This is a genomic window from Pontibacter populi (assembly GCF_019336435.1).
Lineage (GTDB): Bacteria > Bacteroidota > Bacteroidia > Cytophagales > Hymenobacteraceae > Pontibacter > Pontibacter humidus.
Map to the genome: position 1 here is coordinate 630808 of NZ_JAHWXQ010000001.1, position 16934 is coordinate 647741.

The window sequence follows — 16934 nt, forward strand, 5'->3', positions numbered from 1 at the left end:
AGTTTAAACATATCCTTAAGCTCATTTGCCGTTCGGGCAGATTTTTCATAGCCTTAGACTTCTATTAAACGATTATCGATCAAACATTCGAGATTGGAGCAATTAACAACCAGCAATCAACAATTTAACCTTCCAACCATTTAGCAATTAAAAAGAACTCTTCTATATTTGCAGCTATACTTCCGGTTATGCAGAAAAGACTTATTGTAAACCAACAGTTACTCGATATCATGGTGATGCGCCTGTGCCATCAGCTCATCGAGAACCATGGCGACTTTTCTGATTCTGTTATACTTGGGCTGCAACCACGCGGCAAATACGTAGCAGAACGCATACAAACCACCCTGGCCACCATACTCGGCAAACAAATTCCAACCGGCTACCTCGACACCACGTTCCATCGCGACGATTTCCGACGCCGTGAAACGCCGCTTACTGCCAACGCTACTAAAGTCGATTTCCTGATTGAAGGTAAAAAAGTAATTCTGGTAGACGATGTGCTGTATACAGGCCGCTCGGTAAGGGCTGCTTTGGATGCCATGATTGCTTATGGCCGGCCGGCGAATGTGGAATTGCTTGTTTTAATAGACCGGCTTTACACCCGCCATTTGCCTATCGAAGCCACGTATGTTGGCCGGCAGGTAAACTCGTTGCAAAGTCAGCGGGTGTTGGTTGACTGGCAAGCGCAACAAGCCCCGGAAGATGCCATATGGCTTATCACTAAAACCGAAGACTAAAATCTTACCATGCAAGAGCTCAGCGTCCGGCACCTGTTAGGCATCAAAGACATCACTCCGCAAGATATTCAGCTCATTTTTGAGACCGCGGATAATTTTAAGGATGTACTGAACAGGCCGATTAAAAAAGTGCCTTCGCTGCGCGATATTACCATTGCCAACGTTTTCTTCGAGAACTCTACCCGCACGCGCTTATCTTTTGAACTGGCCGAAAAACGTCTTTCTGCCGATGTGATTAACTTTAGCAGCAGCAGCAGTTCAGTTAAAAAAGGTGAAACTTTGCTGGATACGGTTAACAACATCCTGGCCATGAAAGTGGACATGATCGTGATGCGCCACTCCAGCCCTGGGGCGCCGCACTTCCTGAGCCGCCACATAAACGCCAATATCGTAAACGCCGGCGACGGCACCCACGAGCACCCAACACAAGCACTTTTAGACACTTTCTCTATCCGTGAAAAGTATGGCGAAGTAGCTGGTAAAAAAGTAGTGATCATCGGGGATATTCTGCACTCGCGTGTAGCTTTATCCAACATCTTTGCGCTACAAAAACTAGGTGCCGAGGTTATGGTCTGCGGCCCGATTACGTTGTTGCCGAAGTATATCAAAGAGCTGGGCGTAAAAGTAGAGCTGGATGTGAGGAAAGCTTTGGAATGGTGCGATGTTGCCAACGTGCTCCGAATTCAGCTGGAGCGCCAGCAAATGAAGTATTTCCCATCGCTACGAGAATATACTTTATACTATGGCATCGACAAGAAAATGCTTGACAGCCTGGATAAGGAAATAACCTTAATGCACCCTGGCCCGATAAACCGTGGCGTAGAACTTAGCTCCGACGCTGCCGATTCACATCATTCAATTATACTGAATCAGGTAGAGAATGGTGTTGCGATCAGAATGGCGGTGTTGTATCTGCTTGCTTCTAAAACTGCGTAGTAGGTTTCTTTTCTTTCTCGGCATCCCAAGCGTAGATCGAGGGTTCTTAATCATCCTATAGTTCCCCTCTTTGTCATTTCGAACATAGTGAGAAATCTATCTCAGCTTTTAGCCTGATTCTTTACTTCTCCAACTAAGCCTTTTCTTTCATTGCTTCTTTAATCCTGGGAGCTCTAGGCACCTATAGTTCTATAGTTAGCTTTTGTGCCCTCACGGCCGGGAGGCCCCGTCTTCGGGCATCGCGCTGCGCGAATCTCTTTTGCTCCTATCGTCGCAATGGCTTCGCCACCAAATATTCACAAGGCGCTCCACCCAAAGACTGAGAAGTTTCGCATAGGTATAGTTTCTATAGTTTGAACTGGTAAGCTTCAAGATTTATCGTGGTAGTAGTTTCAAAGGGACAGGTAAACCTGTCCTGCTCATAAGCTGTAACTATAGAACTACAACCAAAACTATAACTATGGCCGAATTCCCCTCTCGGGAGGGGCAGGGGTGGGTTAACACTGTAACTATAGAACCTATCCTTAACCCCAACCAACCCAAATTATTTTTACTTTGCAATAAAAACTATAAATGGCGGAGATACAGATACTTCATGTACCAGGCTTAGGTAACTCGGGGCCGGAGCATTGGCAAACATATTGGCAGCAAAGTGACCCAACGAGCCTTCGCGTGCAGCAGTCTGACTGGGATAAGCCGGTGTGCAAAGATTGGGTAGAAGAATTACAACGCGTGATAGCCGGAATACAGGGAAAAGAAATTGTATTAGTTGCGCACAGCCTGGGCTGCATGAGCGTGGCGCATTGGGCTCAGAAATATACAGCTAATATTAAAGCAGCTTTTTTAGTTGCACCGCCAGAAGTAGAGCTAGATGTAGAGCTAAAAGAAGTACTGGATTTTGCACCATTCCCTATAGCAAAGCTTCCTTTTAGATCTATGCTGGTGGCAAGTACAGATGATGATTACTTGACGATTGAGAGGGCAGAATACCTGGCTAAGCTCTGGGGTAGTGAGTTTGTAAATGTGGGTGCAAAAGGTCATATCAACTCCTACTCCAACATCGGCGACTGGCCCGAAGGGAAGGCGCTTCTTGCAAGATTATTGGCGTAAGCTAAACTATAGCTCGACCCTAACTTTAGATCAAAAGCATAAAAAAAGCGCCCCGACTTATGCCGGGGCGCTTTTTAAATTGACGCTAATCTATTCTAATTTATTATTCCATGTCCAGTTTCATATCCGGCGTGTTAAGCTCGAAGCCGACACGTCGGTTTTTAGCTCTGGCGCTTTCAGTTCTGCGTTTAGACAGTCGCTCGTTAACTTTTACAAGTGGCTGTGTTTCGCCATAACCGCGAGTTACTAATCTGTCAGGGTTCTGTACACCACGCTCGATCAGGTAATCTTTAACAGCCTGCGCTCTACGCTCAGACAGTGCCTGGTTGTACTCTGCAGAACCAATGAAGTCAGCGTGACCTTTGATCAGCAGTACATGGTCAGGGTATTTCTCAAGTACTACTACAATGCTATCAAGCAGTTGCTTGTAACCTTCCTGTACACGTGCCTGGTCAAATTCGAAGCGAACTTTTTCTTCCAGTAATTTCAGCGTAGCAGCATCCAGTTCTGGGCAACCACCTTTATCAGCTGGGCCGGCAGAGTTAGGGCAAACATCTTCGTTATCCGGAACACCGTCACCGTCAGAGTCTACTGGGCAACCATCTGGGCCAGTCTGTACGCCAGCTGGAGTGTCAGGGCACTTATCATCTTTATCAGCTACACCATCACCATCAGCATCTGGGCAACCTTGTGTAGCAGCAGTACCAGCTTCATCAGGGCACTGGTCGTCTTTATCAGCTACGCCGTCACCGTCTTTATCAGGGCAACCTTGCAGGTTAGCTACACCAGCTTCTGTAGGACACTGATCCTGGTAGTCAGCAACGCCGTCACCATCTGAATCGATAGGGCAACCATCTTTATCAACCTGTACGCCGGTTGGAGTGTCAGGGCATTTATCGCGTCTGTCACCAACACCGTCCATATCAGTATCTACAGCTTTACCTAAGTTAAAGCCAAGACCAAAGTTGTGCATCAGGAAACGGTCGTTATCGCCACCTGTTAAGCCATCAAACTTGTCGTTACCGGTCAGCATGTAGCCTGTTTGCACGAAAGCACTTACACCATCAGAGAAACGGATACGGATACCAGCACCACCCAGCAGGGCACTTGTTACAAAGTCATCATCAAAGGTAACTCCATCGTTTGTTGCATCTGCTTTTGCAAAGGCACCACCACCGGCTACGGTCAGGTAAGGTCCGATCAAAGCATCTTCTTTCAGAATAGTACCATACATTTTCAGGCGGATGCCCAGCATAGCAGTACCAATAGAAGTATCAAACTTGTTCAGGCCGTTGCTGGCTTCAGCGCCGCCATACGTGAGGTGTAAGCCTGCATCAAAAGATGGGCTTAAATAACGGTTAAGCGAGAGTCCCCCGCCCCACTCCATGTCTTTTTCAAAAAACTGGTTGCCAAGCTCCCCTTTGTATTGAAGCGCGCTACCATATATCTGGAGATTTGTCCGTCTATCAGCATTTTGTGCAAACAAGGCTGTATTCGCAGATAACAGGAATACAAGCACAAAAGCTATTGCACTAAATTTTGTTAATTGTGTTCGCATAGTTTTATTAAGTATATGTTGATATGTCAATACGTACATATTTAAAGCAGGTTTATTTGTACGCCAATAATTAATTGCACAGCAGAAATAAAGATTTATTCTTCCGGGGAGGTTTTTGATGTGTTGTAGAGTTTTACCCATAAGCAAAGGTTAATAGTGAAACTATAGTTATAGTACTAAGCAGTATTGCACTGTTCTGTCGTTTTCCTTTGGCTTTGTTTTATTCCTATACTTCAAACTGATACTACAGTACAAGGTTTTGTATTTACATATTTATTTAAGGTATACGTGTTTTTGAGTGGTAAAAGACAATAAAAAAGACTGCCGGTTTTGCACCGGCAGTCTCTAAGAATTAGCTATATTTTTATAGTTTACTAGCGCTTCATCAGGCGTTCAATATCATCGGCTTCCAGCGGAATATCCTTCATCAGGTCAACAGGACCGTTTTTAGTTACCTGGATATCGTTCTCTAAACGCACGCCAATACCTTCATCCCAGATGTAAATTCCCGGTTCGCAGGTAAACACCATGCCTTCTTCAAACGGACGATACTTGTTGCCAATATCATGCACATCCAAACCTAAGAAGTGCGATGTTCCGTGCATAAAGTATTTCTTATAAAGCGGCGCTGCAGGGTCCTGGTTACGCACATCCTGCTCGTTCAACAGGTCCAGGCGAATCAGCTCATTCTCCATAACCGTACCCACAAAAGCATGATACTGATCGAGTGTGTTGCCTGGCACCAGCATGGCTGTTGCAGCTTTCATAACACGTAGCACAGCTTCGTATACATCGCGCTGGCGTGGCGTAAATGTACCATTCACCGGCACCGTACGGCTCAGGTCAGAGGCATAGTTTGCATACTCTGCACCAAAGTCCATCAGTAGCATATCGCCATCTTTGCATTCCTGGTTGTTATCTACATAGTGCAGAATGCAGGCGTTTGAACCCGACGCAATGATAGAGCCATAAGCAGGCCCGCGCGAACGGTTGCGTAAAAACTCGTGGTATAGTTCTGCTTCGATCTCATACTCCATCACACCCGGCTTTATGAAGTTCAGTAGTCTTCTGAAACCAAGTTCGGTAATGTTACAAGCCTTGCGGATAAGGGCAATTTCGTGATCTGATTTTATAGCACGCAGGTAATGCATGATCGGGGTGCTGCGCTCGTACTTATGTAACGGGTAGCGTTCCTTTATCCATTTGGTGAAGCGGGCATCGCGGGTCTCCACTTCTACCACGGCACGCAGGTGTTCGTTGCTATTTAAATACACGTGCTCGGCTTCAGCCATCAGTGTGTTCAGCACCGACTTAAATTCGTGCGTCCAGAGAATGGTTTTGATGCCTGATACTTCCTGCGCCTGCTGCTTTGTAAGTTTATAGCCTTCCCAAGTCAGGATGTGGTCGTTGGTTTCGCGCACAAACAACACTTCTTTCATGCGGGGATCTTTTGCATCCGGGAAAAGAATAAGTATGGTTTCTTCCTGATCTGCACCCGACAAGTAGAAAAGATCGTTGTTCTGGCGGAACGGCATAGAACCATCCGCGTTGGTCGGCATTACATCATTAGAATTGAAGATGGCGATTGAAGATGGTTTCAGCTCTTTAACAAAGTTGTGCCTGTTATGTATAAACAGGTCCTGGCTGATAGGCAGGTATCTCATGGTTCAGCTTATCTGGTTATATAAAAGTGCAGGATCGAATATCCTGCATTCTGGATGTACGAAGTTAAAACTTATCTCTAAAAGATGAAGAGATAGACTATATTTTATACTTGTAACTATAAATCAACAACTATAACGGTGTTCTGTTCAGGTAAATTATGCATTCTGAATGCCGAATTTTGAATTGCAGAAACTATAATTGCGCAGCTTCGGCCAATTCTAAGACATGTAAAAGTTGCTCGTTACGGATATCATGGGCACATTTAAAATGGCCTTCGGGACAGGCTTTGTAGCCGTGCAACCCACATGGCCGGCAATATAACGGTTCTTCCTTCTCTACGATCTTTGCAAAGTCAGCAAGCGGGCCATAACCGAAACGCGGCACTGTAGAACAATACACTGCGCAGGTGGGCGCATTAACCGAAGTGGCCAAATGCATCGGACCCGAATCGTTTACATAGTTCAGTATGGCATCGCGCATAAGGGCGGTCGACTGTAAAAGATTCAATTGCCCGCACAGGTTTTCCATGTTTGGATGTTGCGCTCTGGTTATTATTTCCTGAGCATGAACTTTATCGGCTGGCGAGCCCAACAGGTAAACTTTATAGTTGGCAGGCAGGCTGTTAAGCAGATCTACCCACTTCTCGGCCGGGTATTGCTTTGTAAACCAAACTGATGTAGGAGCTATCGTTATAAAAGGTACGGTTTTGAGTGGCTGTACTTTTTCGTAGTCCTGGGCTGTTGGGTATAGTTTAGGCCTGGTGGCCGGCCCTTGTGTAATACTACTGATAAGTAACTGGTTTCGCTCTACTTCGTGGCTGCCATTCTCCATGTTATGGGTATACCGGCGCGTGAAGAAACGTGAGAATGGATTTTTATCGAAGCCAAACGTTTGCTTTGCACCTGAAAAAGCGGTGAGCATGCCGGTAGCGCCGTAGCGCTGCACATTAATTACCACATCATATTTTTCGGAGCGGACCTGGCGCAGCAGTTTCCAGAGACTTTTGTACTTGCCTTCGAGTTTGTTCCAGATCAGAACCTGGCGCAGCAGAGGATGTCCTTTCAACAATCCTTCATTACCTTTTCTTAACAAAAAATCAAGTTGAGCACCAGGGTAAGCGGCATATAGTTTTTCAACGAGTGCGGTTGCAAGCACGACGTCACCCAGAAAAGCGGTTTGTATAATAAGTACTTTCTTGATCTCAGGTTGCTGCATCCGGCAAAATTACGGTTTAAACCCAAGAGTTGAAAATGGCAAAAAACAGACTTAAACTATGATGAACTATAACTCCGGTTTCCGTTTACTAAATTTGTAAAAAATGAAGCATAGCTATACTTAATATTTTGTAAAATGCATCGTTGAGAGTCTTAATCCGGAGGACTATTGCTGTAGCATCAGTTACTCGGTCAAAGAGAATTAATTTAAAAGAAGGATGTGCGGGGAGTTAATTTCTCTTGCCAACATAATCACATGAAAAAATCTTTACTATTCTTAAGTTTCGGGATTACAGTCCTGTTATCAGGTTGCGTATCTACCTACATGCCCAATGTGCCCAACGTACCTATGTTTACCGAAAAAGGTGAACTAAGCGCCGGCGGCCACATCACGCCCAAAGGTAACATCACGTTTAATACCGCCTATGCCGTGTCGGACCATTTTGCAGTGGTGCTTAACGGTTCTATGCTCAACAGCGAGCGTCGCAAGCGAGATCTGCGACATAATTTATTAGAAGCTGGCGGTGGTTACTTTACAACTTTTGGCCCGGACGGCAGACGCATACTGGAAGTGTATGCTGGTTACGGCGGTGGCTCCAGTGACCGAACCGACAAGGATGAGCACAGCGAAACCGGCGAAATGACTTATACCCGCCACGAAGCCAACTTCAGCAAATATTTTGTGCAGGTTAATTTCACTTCAAAAAAGAAGAAGTCGCTGGTGCTGTTAAACCGCGAGTTTCCGCTGAACTATGGCACGGCCCTGCGCGCCAGCTACGTTAACATGCACGACTACAAGCTTAACAACGAGCCTGCCACCGAAGAGGACAATATTTTCCTGGAGCCCATTTTTTATACCCGCCTGACGCTCAACCCATCAGTACAATTGCAATACACCAGCGGCACCACCTTCGGCCTTAAAAACCGGAAAACCCTTACCGCAGCCTATTCTGTGTTTTCAGTAGGGTTCGTGATTAATGTGGGAGGAAGAAATTTAGATAGGTAGCGTAATAAATTGCAGCCCGTCGCTTTCGTGAGTAGAATTTTGGCTTTTGCTATAGTTGGGGTTATCGTTTTATAGTTTCGGTGGTCCCAACCATCCCTTTATCCCCTCCTTGGCTAAGGCGGGGAGTTTTAGGTTACTGCTGTAGTTAGATCTTTAGTTCTATAGTTGGTATTTTAACCACCCCTGCCCCTCCCAAGAGGGGAATTGCTGCTGTTGCTATAGCTCAGGCAAACGTTCTATATTTAGTGCATTAACACCCCTGTAGTCCCCTCAAAGGGACAATTCTGCCATTGCCAATTTATAAACTATAGTTCTATAGTTACAGCACATGATCAGGACAGGTTTACCTGTCCCCTCTGAAACTATAGCCACGATAAATATCGAAGCGAGCAGGTTCAAACTATAGTTTAACTGTAACTATGAGAAATGTATCAGTCTTTGGGTGGAGCGCCTTTGATTTGTTGCGGTGGCGAAGCCAACCCGAGCAGAGCGAGGATAGCAAGAAAGCAGCAGCGCGATGCCCGAAGACGAGGCCTCCCGGCCGTGAGGGCACCAAAGCTAACTATAGAACTGTAGGCAAGTAAAGCTCCCAGGATAAAAGGTAATTTGAAAGAAAAGGCTTGATTCAAAATATGGGAGGTTTCAACTATAAGCTGAGATAGATTTCTCGCTTCACTCGAAATGACAAAAGAGGAATTATTGAACAAGTAGATCCTTCGGCTAACACTTGAAATGACAAGTAAGAGAGTTAAACTATAACCCTGACGTTAGCAGGAGTAGTACACTGCCAAGCCTAAATGAAGATCAATAAGCTAACTATACATTACACTGGAATCTCCCCTAACCAATCGGCAGCTTCTTTGTAAGTTATAAACTGCCTCACTTGTAAGTTACCAATGGAAATAGGTTCAGCGCGTCTGACAAACTGTTCAAACTTGGCATGACTTCCGGTATCTTCACCGGCTATGCGGGCCAGCTTTAAAAGATTTGTATTGGCTATAGTTGGAATCAATTCCTGCAGGGTCCATCGCTCATCTTCTTGCGAGATATCACCCAGTTTAGAGGAATCTGCAATCCAGTTTTGTATGTCTTTTTCGCGCAGCTGCTCGATCAATAAAGTATTGCCTTCTCTGTATTCCTGGCTCGTTACGGGGCGCTGCCAGTCGCTGTACATCAGGTGTATAGTTTCATCTACCCAAAGCAGAAGGTAATTATTTTCAAACTCGAACATGCTACCGCCAGTTATTACAGGCCTAATGTAGTAATATTCCGACCACTTTAAAGCCTTTTATAAGTTACGCAAAGCAGCATATAAGGTAAGTTACTTGCTCAGGTAAAAGCAAAATTAGAGGCGCTAAGCCACTGCCAGGTGATCTTTTAGGGGTTTACTATCGCGGCAGTTCAGCAGCATATCTATAACAGCCAGATTTACACCGTATTTAATGTGATCTGATTCCAGTTCGCACCATGTTGTGAAAATGCGCCATGTTGGCTCGTTACCGAAGCCTCTGCTTTCGGCGGGAGTGATGCTGCGCTGGAAAAAGGCATGTAACTGCACATCTTCTTCAGGAACCGGAATATAAATAGTATCTGAGGCGCAATTAAGCACTGCTATTACTTCGGCGGGCTTACCGTTTAGAGTGGGCAGGTAAAAATAACAAACCTGCGGAAGCTGATAAGGGTGATGTAGCATAAATCTGGTTGTATAATTAGCGTCCGAAATCCTTCTCCTGCCATAGCCAAAAATTTTATGGTTTAATCCAAAAAACCACCGACCAACCTAAAGACGTTTATCACATACACCCATATACTTACGACTATAAAAAGGGTTTTACGCAACGTATTAATTCAGAAAACAATGCAATTTTTTATAGTTCGCACAATACAATATTTTAAAAACGCTGCCGGATTTAAACTGGTGATATAGATCATCTTCGCATCTGCTAATTATTTCGTAAATTTGCAGTTGTAGTTTAATCTTAATTAAGAACGATTATGGGAATGTATCCTGAATATATGGTTGCACCTATCCGCGAGGATCTTACCTCAGCAGGATTTGAACAACTAATGACTCCTGAAGAAGTAGAGCAGGCGCTATCTACTAAAGAAGGAACAGTATTAGTGGCTATTAACTCTGTTTGCGGTTGTGCGGCATCTAAGGCGCGTCCTGCCCTTAAAATGGCTGTGGCATCTACTGATCAGAAGCCAGATAAAATGATCACGGTATTTGCAGGCATGGAAGCTGATGCAGTTGCGAAAGCACGTGAGTATATGCTGCCTTATCCTCCGTCATCACCATCTATCGCGCTGTTTAAAAATGGCGAGCTGGTACACATGATTGAGCGTTACCACATTGAAGGCAACGAGCTTAACCGTATTGTAGATAACCTGAAAGGCGCTTTCGAGGCTTACTGCTAACTATAAGCTTACTTTTTTAAACAGAAAGGCCGGTTGATGCAACCGGCCTTTCTGTTTTTATAGTTCAATCTATCGTTTCTATACTTTTTCCTGCTTCAGGTCAAACCCAATATCGCGGCGGTAGTAGCGGCCTTGCCAGGTTATAGTTTCGGCAGCCTGGTTTGCTTTGGCCAGCGCCTCTTCCATCGTATCGCCCAGGGCAGTTACAGCAATTACACGGCCGCCGCTGCTTACCAGTTTATCGCTCACCATTTTAGTACCAGCATGAAACACCAACACATCCGGGCTCACCTGATCTAAACCGGAAATTTCTTTCCCTTTCTCAAAACCTTCGGGGTAACCGCCTGAAACCAGGAAAACCGTAGCGGCAGTACGCGGATCAACATCCAGCTTATAGTCTGCTAGCGTATGATCGTGTAACGCTTTAAACAGTTCAAACAGATCAGATTTAATGCGCGGTAAAATGGCTTCGGTTTCAGGGTCGCCGAGGCGTACATTATATTCAATTACATAAGGCTCGTTGTTTACTTTTATCAACCCGATAAATAGGAAACCGGAGTACTCTAAGCCCTCTTGCTGTAAACCAGCTATAGTTGGCTGTATCACGCGCTCCTTCACCTTCTGCATAAATACTTCATCGGCAAACGGTACCGGCGAAATAGCGCCCATACCACCAGTGTTCAGGCCAGCATCGCCTTCACCAATGCGTTTATAGTCTTTTGCTTCCGGTAGCAGCACGTACTCTTTCCCGTCTGTCAGGATAAATACGGATACTTCAATACCATCCAGAAACTCCTCTATCACTACTTTAGCACCGGCATTGCCAAAGCGCTTGTTGCGCAGCATATCTTCCAAAGCATCCAGGGCATGTTCAAAATCCGGAGATATGATAACGCCTTTTCCGGCAGCAAGGCCATCCGCTTTTAGCACCACCGGGTAATTATGGTTGCGCAGATATTCTACAGCTTCACGGTAGGTATTTTCGGTAAAGGTTTGGTAACTGGCGGTGGGGATGTTGTACTTCTGCAGAAAGGCTTTACAGAAATCTTTGCTGCCCTCCAGCATAGCGCCGGCTTTTTTAGGACCTATAACCAATATGTGCTTCAGGTATTCTTTCTCCTGAAAATAATCGTGAATGCCCTCTACCAGCGAGTTCTCCTGTCCAACTATAAGCATCATAATATTAAAGTCGGTCGCAAATTTAGCTACCTCTTCAAAGTTATGGATGTCAACGGTGGCGTGTGTTCCGAACTGCATGGTTCCGGCGTTGCCAGGTGCCACAAATACTTCCTCACAATATTCACTCTGCTTCAGTTTCCAGGCTATCGTATGCTCGCGGGCGCCGGATCCGATTATCAGTACATTCATAGTTTAATTGCTGGTTGTTGATTGCTGTACTAAGCGTTCTTTAAAAGTGCTGCTGCGAAGTTATAAATTTATAGTTGCGTGTGCAGCACAAACTATAGTTTTATAGTTGCTTCAGCTTATAGTTTACTTTAAAACAAAAAGACCGCTGCTTTATTACAACGGTCTTTTCATAAATTCTATCGCTAATAAAAAAATTAGTTCGCGTACTCACTCAGGAACTTGATACGCATTAAACGCAGATCTTCTTCTGTATAATCGTCGGTGCCCAGTTCTTTCAGGGCTACAGCAATATTGTCAGTGCTGGCCTGCATAAAGTAATCGTAGATCTCTTCCTGGCGCTCATCATCCAACACATTGTTGATGTAATAGTTCAGGTTAAGCTTGGTGCCGGAATAACAGATGTGTTCTACTTCCTCTATCAGTTCCTGCATGGTCAGGCCTTTAGATGACGCAATCTCTTCCAGGTCTACCTTCTTATCTATCTGCTGAATAATATAGATCTTGATCTTGGATTTATTAACGGTTGTTTTCACCACCACATCGGCAGCGGTAACAATGTCGTTTTCATCCACATACTTCGTGATCATGTCCAGGAACGGCTTACCGAACTTCTGCACCTTGCCCATACCCACGCCGGCAATATGCGCCAGGTCTTCTTTAGTGGTCGGGTAAACAGTTGCCATCTCTTTTAATGACGGGTCCTGGAACAGCACGTACGGTGGCAGGTTCTTTTCTTTTGCCAGCTTTTTACGCAGGTTTTTCAGTAAGTCGAAAAGCACTTCGTCGTGGCCGGCAGCAGCTTGTGATTGCTCATTCTCTTCGTCTTCTTTTACCTCCTGCTCAAAGTTGTGGTCTTTGGTTAGCTCTATTGGCTGCGGGTTAACTATAAAATTACGGCCCTTATCTGTCAGCTTTACAACGCCAAAATTCTCGATATCCTTTTCCAGGTATTCCGATAACAGCACCTGGCGCAACACCGAACTCCAGAACTGTACATCCTGCTCTTTGCCAATGCCAAACACTTCCAGGGTATCATGCTCGTAACTACTTACATGCTGGTTACGCAGGCCGGTAAGTACAGCAGTAATATGTTCTATAGTAAAGCGCTCTCCTGTTTGCTCAACTGCTTTCAGGGCATTTACTACTTCGTTCTGCGCCTGGAAACGCTCTTTCGGGTGCAAACAGTTATCACAGAAACCGCAGTCTTTTTCGTAGGCTTCCCCGAAGTAATGCAGCAACTGCTTACGGCGGCAAACGGCCGAGTCAGCGTAAGAAGCCATTTCCTGAAGCAACAGTTTTGAATTATCGCGTTCGGTTACCGGCTTATCTTTATTAAATTTCTCGAGCTTGACGATATCATCGTAACTATAGAACATCAGGCAGTTACCTTCCAGTCCGTCACGCCCGGCGCGGCCCGTTTCCTGGTAATAACCTTCTATAGATTTCGGGGTATCGTAATGGATCACGAAGCGCACATCCGGCTTATCAATACCCATCCCGAAGGCTATAGTTGCCACGATCACATCGCAGTCTTCGTTCAGGAAAGCATCCTGGTTAGCCATACGGATATGAGAATCCAGACCGGCATGGTAAGGCAGGGCTTTTACATCGTTCACACGAAGCAGCTCGGCAATTTCTTCTACTTTTTTGCGGCTCAGGCAGTATACTACGCCGCTTTTGCCTTTATTTTTCTTTACATACTGGATCAGCTGCTTTTTCGTCTTGTGCTTCGGGCGTACCTCGTAGTATAAGTTGGTACGGTTAAACGACGACTTAAAAACAGAAGCCTCATCCATCTGTAAGTTTCGCTGTATATCCAGCTGTACTTTTGGCGTGGCTGTAGCGGTAAGTGCAATAATCGGCAGGTTGCCTATCTGGTCAATAATGCCACGGATGCGGCGGTACTCCGGACGGAAATCGTGCCCCCACTCCGAAATACAGTGAGCTTCATCTATCGCTACAAACGAGATGTTAGAGCTGCGCAGGAATTCTATAGTTTCTTCTTTGGTAAGCGACTCCGGCGCCACGTACAATAACTTTACCTCCCCGGCCAGTGTTTCTTTTTTAACCTTGTTTATCTCAGACTTAGAAAGCGTAGAGTTAAGGAACTGGGCATTAACGCCAAAGGCATTCAGCTGATCTACCTGGTTTTTCATCAGGGCGATAAGCGGCGAGATAACGATGGCCGTACCCGGCAGCGACAAAGCAGGCAGTTGATAGCACAACGACTTGCCGGCGCCTGTAGGCATAATCACAAAGGTGTTCTTTCCGTTGATAATGTTGTTTATTATCAGCTCCTGATTTCCTCTGAATTGATTATACCCAAAAACTTCCTTTAATTTGTTCTTGAGATTGACCTCTGTAAGTGACATGTAATTCCTGCAAAAAATAAGTAAGGTTGCAACGTACTCAAATAAGAGTACATTAACACAAATTTAACTTGAATCTAATTAATAATATAACCCAAATAGCAAAAAAAGTCTTACTATCTGAGGCCGAAGCTATCGCCAGACTGGCAGATTTTATCGACGAAGATTTTCAAAATTGCGTCGAAGCTATTTTAAACATAAAAGGGCGCGTAGTTGTAACCGGGATCGGTAAAAGTGCTAATATAGCCCAAAAAATCGTAGCAACCTTAAACTCTACCGGCACCCCTGCCCTGTTTATGCATGCTGCCGATGCCATCCACGGAGACCTGGGCATGATACAGCCCGAAGACTTTGTCATCTGTATCTCTAAAAGTGGAAATACACCTGAGATCAAAGTTTTAGTTCCGTTGCTTAAACGCAAAGGCTCCAAGCTGGTAGCACTCGTATCAAGCATCGATTCTTACCTGGCCGAAAGCGCTGATTTTGTGCTGAATGCCAACGTAGAACGCGAAGCCTGCCCTAATAATCTGGCCCCTACCACCAGTACCACCGCTGCTCTTGCCCTTGGCGATGCGCTGGCCGTTTGCCTGCTGGAAGCCCGTGGTTTTAGCAGCTCCGATTTTGCACGCCTGCACCCGGGTGGCTCGCTGGGCAAACGTCTTTACTTAAAAGTAGAAGATATTTACAGGCAGAACCAGGCACCTAAGGTTACAGAGAACGCATCATTACGACAGGTTATTATCGAAATATCTTCTAAAAGACTGGGTGCTACGGCTGTAGTAAAAGAAAACTCAGATGAGCTGGTTGGGATTATAACCGATGGCGACTTACGTCGTATGTTGGACAAATATGAATCAACAGAAGGTATAATTGCCACTGATATCATGACTGCCTCTCCGCTAACTATAGAACCGGACCACTATGCTGCTGAAGCAATGGCCATTATGCAGGAGAAAAATATAACTCAACTAATTGTAACCGACTCCGGAAAATTTGAAGGTTTTGTGCACCTGCACGACCTCCTGAAAGAAGGACTTGTATAAAAACTACCCATGAACAACAACACCTATGTGGTGATAATGGCAGGCGGCATTGGAAGCCGTTTCTGGCCATTCAGCCGTACAAACTACCCAAAGCAATTTCATGATGTGCTGGGTATAGGCGAAACAATGCTTCAGATGACGATGAAGCGATTTGAGCAGATCTGCCCGGTTGAAAACATTTTTATAGTTACCAACAAGGACTATGAGCAACTGGTAAAAGAGCAACTGCCGCAACTAAGCGATAACCAGATCCTGCTGGAGCCAGTTGGGCGTAATACGGCACCGTGTATTGCTTACGCATCTTACAAAATTGCCCAGATCAACCCGAACGCTAACCTTATAGTTGCGCCTTCAGACCACGTGGTACTGAAACAGGAGGCTTTTAATCAGGTAATTAACACTGCCCTGGAAGCAGCTGCTGCCGACGATGTGCTGATAACCCTAGGCATTACCCCAAGCCGCCCTGATACCGGTTATGGTTACATTCAGTTCATTGCCGATGGTGATCAGCCTATTAAAAAGGTAAAAACCTTTACCGAGAAACCTAACCTGGAGCTTGCGCAGATGTTCCTGAACAGTGGGGACTTTGTGTGGAATTCCGGTATTTTTATCTGGAGTGTAAATAGCATTCTGAACGCTTTCCGCCAGCACTTATCCGAAATTTCGGAGATCTTTGAAGAAGGTAACACCCAATATAACACCGACCAGGAATCTAACTTTATAGTTAAAGCCTACTCACATTGCCGCAACATCTCGATTGACTATGGCATAATGGAGAAGGTTGATAACGTTTATGTGGTTTTAGCTGATATCGGCTGGTCAGACCTGGGTACCTGGAACTCGCTATACACTATCAGCAATAAGGATGAGCAGGCAAATGTGATTGATGGCGATGTAATGCTCTACGATACGAAGAACTGCATCATTAAAACACCAAAAAATCGCCTGGTTGTAGTGCAGGGTTTAGAAGGCTACATTATTGCCGAGCACGACAATGTACTGATGATCTGTAAGCTGGAAGAAGAGCAGAAAGTAAAAGATTTCACAGCTGATGCCAAGTATAAAAAGGGTCAGAACTATATTTAATCTATAGTTGACTAAGTATTAAAAAGAGCTGAAACGGTCATTCGTTTCAGCTCTTTTTGTTTTGTCTGAATCAGGATTTGCAGGGTTAAAGGATTTGCAGGATTGGGCTTTTGCTATAGTTTCGGTAGTCTAACCACCCCTTTATCCCCTCCTTGTCTAAGGCGAGGAGCTTTACAGCCTTGCTATAGTTTGGGTTATAGTTCTATAGTTGACAATTAACCCACACCTGCCCCTCCCGAGAGGGGAATTTGGGCTATAGCTATAGTTAGAAGTATTGTTTTATAGTTACTACCTTAACACCCCTATAGTCCCCTCAAGGGGACTATCTTGTTATTACCAATTTCTAAGCTATAGTTTCATAGTTACAGCCCAAGAACAGGGCAGGTTTACCTGTCCCTTCGAAACTATAAAGCAGATAAATCTC

Annotated in this window: 15 protein-coding genes; 8 read left to right on the plus strand and 7 right to left on the minus strand. The window is 45.0% G+C overall.

Annotated elements, in window-relative coordinates:
• Nucleotides 1–188: 188 nt before the first annotated feature.
• The 3 genes from pyrR (at nucleotide 189) to KYK27_RS02600 (ending at nucleotide 2783) form a co-directional block, all read left to right on the plus strand.
• Nucleotides 189–737, plus strand: a complete 549-nt coding sequence (pyrR, locus tag KYK27_RS02590) for a bifunctional pyr operon transcriptional regulator/uracil phosphoribosyltransferase PyrR (RefSeq protein WP_199108496.1) — start codon at nucleotides 189–191, stop codon at nucleotides 735–737.
• A gap of 9 nt (nucleotides 738–746) precedes the next feature.
• The gene (locus KYK27_RS02595; protein WP_199108497.1) at nucleotides 747–1673 is read left to right on the plus strand and encodes an aspartate carbamoyltransferase catalytic subunit; all 927 of its coding nucleotides are present in this window, start codon (nucleotides 747–749) and stop codon (nucleotides 1671–1673) included.
• A 573-nt stretch (nucleotides 1674–2246) separates the two neighbouring features.
• Nucleotides 2247–2783 (plus strand): RBBP9/YdeN family alpha/beta hydrolase, encoded by a 537-nt coding sequence (locus tag KYK27_RS02600; protein ID WP_199108498.1) that lies wholly within the window; start codon nucleotides 2247–2249, stop codon nucleotides 2781–2783.
• Between the two features lie 103 nt (nucleotides 2784–2886).
• On the opposite strand, the gene KYK27_RS18500 is transcribed toward KYK27_RS02600, so the two are convergent.
• The 3 genes from KYK27_RS18500 to KYK27_RS02615 all read right to left on the minus strand — a co-directional run bounded on the left by KYK27_RS18500 (nucleotide 2887) and on the right by KYK27_RS02615 (nucleotide 7221).
• The gene (locus KYK27_RS18500) at nucleotides 2887–4341 is read right to left on the minus strand and encodes an OmpA family protein (RefSeq protein ID WP_199108499.1); all 1455 of its coding nucleotides are present in this window, start codon (nucleotides 4339–4341) and stop codon (nucleotides 2887–2889) included.
• Between the two features lie 374 nt (nucleotides 4342–4715).
• Complete coding sequence (locus tag KYK27_RS02610; protein WP_199108500.1) at nucleotides 4716–6005, minus strand: aminopeptidase P family protein; 1290 nt, start codon at nucleotides 6003–6005, stop codon at nucleotides 4716–4718.
• 193 nt (nucleotides 6006–6198) lie between these two features.
• Nucleotides 6199–7221: a glycosyltransferase family 9 protein gene (locus tag KYK27_RS02615; RefSeq protein ID WP_233150218.1), complete on the minus strand. Its 1023-nt coding sequence runs from the start codon at nucleotides 7219–7221 to the stop codon at nucleotides 6199–6201.
• A 255-nt stretch (nucleotides 7222–7476) separates the two neighbouring features.
• Here KYK27_RS02615 and KYK27_RS02620 point away from each other — a divergent pair, with 255 nt between their 5' ends.
• Nucleotides 7477–8226: a hypothetical protein gene (locus tag KYK27_RS02620; protein ID WP_199108501.1), complete on the plus strand. Its 750-nt coding sequence runs from the start codon at nucleotides 7477–7479 to the stop codon at nucleotides 8224–8226.
• 419 nt (nucleotides 8227–8645) lie between these two features.
• Nucleotides 8646–8810 carry a hypothetical protein gene (locus tag KYK27_RS02625; protein WP_199108502.1) on the plus strand — a complete coding sequence of 55 codons (165 nt, stop codon included), beginning with the start codon at nucleotides 8646–8648 and terminating at the stop codon, nucleotides 8808–8810.
• A gap of 239 nt (nucleotides 8811–9049) precedes the next feature.
• Here KYK27_RS02625 and KYK27_RS02630 read toward each other — a convergent pair whose 3' ends face one another.
• A complete protein-coding gene (locus KYK27_RS02630; protein WP_199108503.1) occupies nucleotides 9050–9457 on the minus strand; it encodes a hypothetical protein in 408 nt (135 codons plus the stop codon).
• Between the two features lie 123 nt (nucleotides 9458–9580).
• The gene (locus tag KYK27_RS02635; protein WP_199108504.1) at nucleotides 9581–9919 is read right to left on the minus strand and encodes a hypothetical protein; all 339 of its coding nucleotides are present in this window, start codon (nucleotides 9917–9919) and stop codon (nucleotides 9581–9583) included.
• Nucleotides 9920–10227: 308 nt separating this feature from the next.
• Between KYK27_RS02635 and KYK27_RS02640 the strand changes: the two genes are divergently transcribed.
• Nucleotides 10228–10644 (plus strand): BrxA/BrxB family bacilliredoxin, encoded by a 417-nt coding sequence (locus tag KYK27_RS02640; protein WP_304608381.1) that lies wholly within the window; start codon nucleotides 10228–10230, stop codon nucleotides 10642–10644.
• A 78-nt stretch (nucleotides 10645–10722) separates the two neighbouring features.
• On the opposite strand, the gene purD is transcribed toward KYK27_RS02640, so the two are convergent.
• Both purD and recQ read right to left on the minus strand, forming a co-directional pair.
• Nucleotides 10723–12012, minus strand: a complete 1290-nt coding sequence (gene purD / locus KYK27_RS02645; protein WP_199108506.1) for a phosphoribosylamine--glycine ligase — start codon at nucleotides 12010–12012, stop codon at nucleotides 10723–10725.
• A gap of 194 nt (nucleotides 12013–12206) precedes the next feature.
• Nucleotides 12207–14384, minus strand: coding sequence for a DNA helicase RecQ (gene recQ / locus KYK27_RS02650; protein ID WP_199108507.1), 2178 nt, complete (start codon nucleotides 14382–14384; stop codon nucleotides 12207–12209).
• 68 nt (nucleotides 14385–14452) lie between these two features.
• Between recQ and KYK27_RS02655 the strand changes: the two genes are divergently transcribed.
• Entirely contained in the window at nucleotides 14453–15424 is a 972-nt protein-coding gene (locus tag KYK27_RS02655; RefSeq protein ID WP_199108508.1) for an SIS domain-containing protein, read from the plus strand.
• Nucleotides 15425–15433: 9 nt separating this feature from the next.
• Nucleotides 15434–16510, plus strand: a complete 1077-nt coding sequence (locus KYK27_RS02660) for a mannose-1-phosphate guanylyltransferase (protein WP_199108509.1) — start codon at nucleotides 15434–15436, stop codon at nucleotides 16508–16510.
• Nucleotides 16511–16934 lie beyond the last annotated feature (424 nt).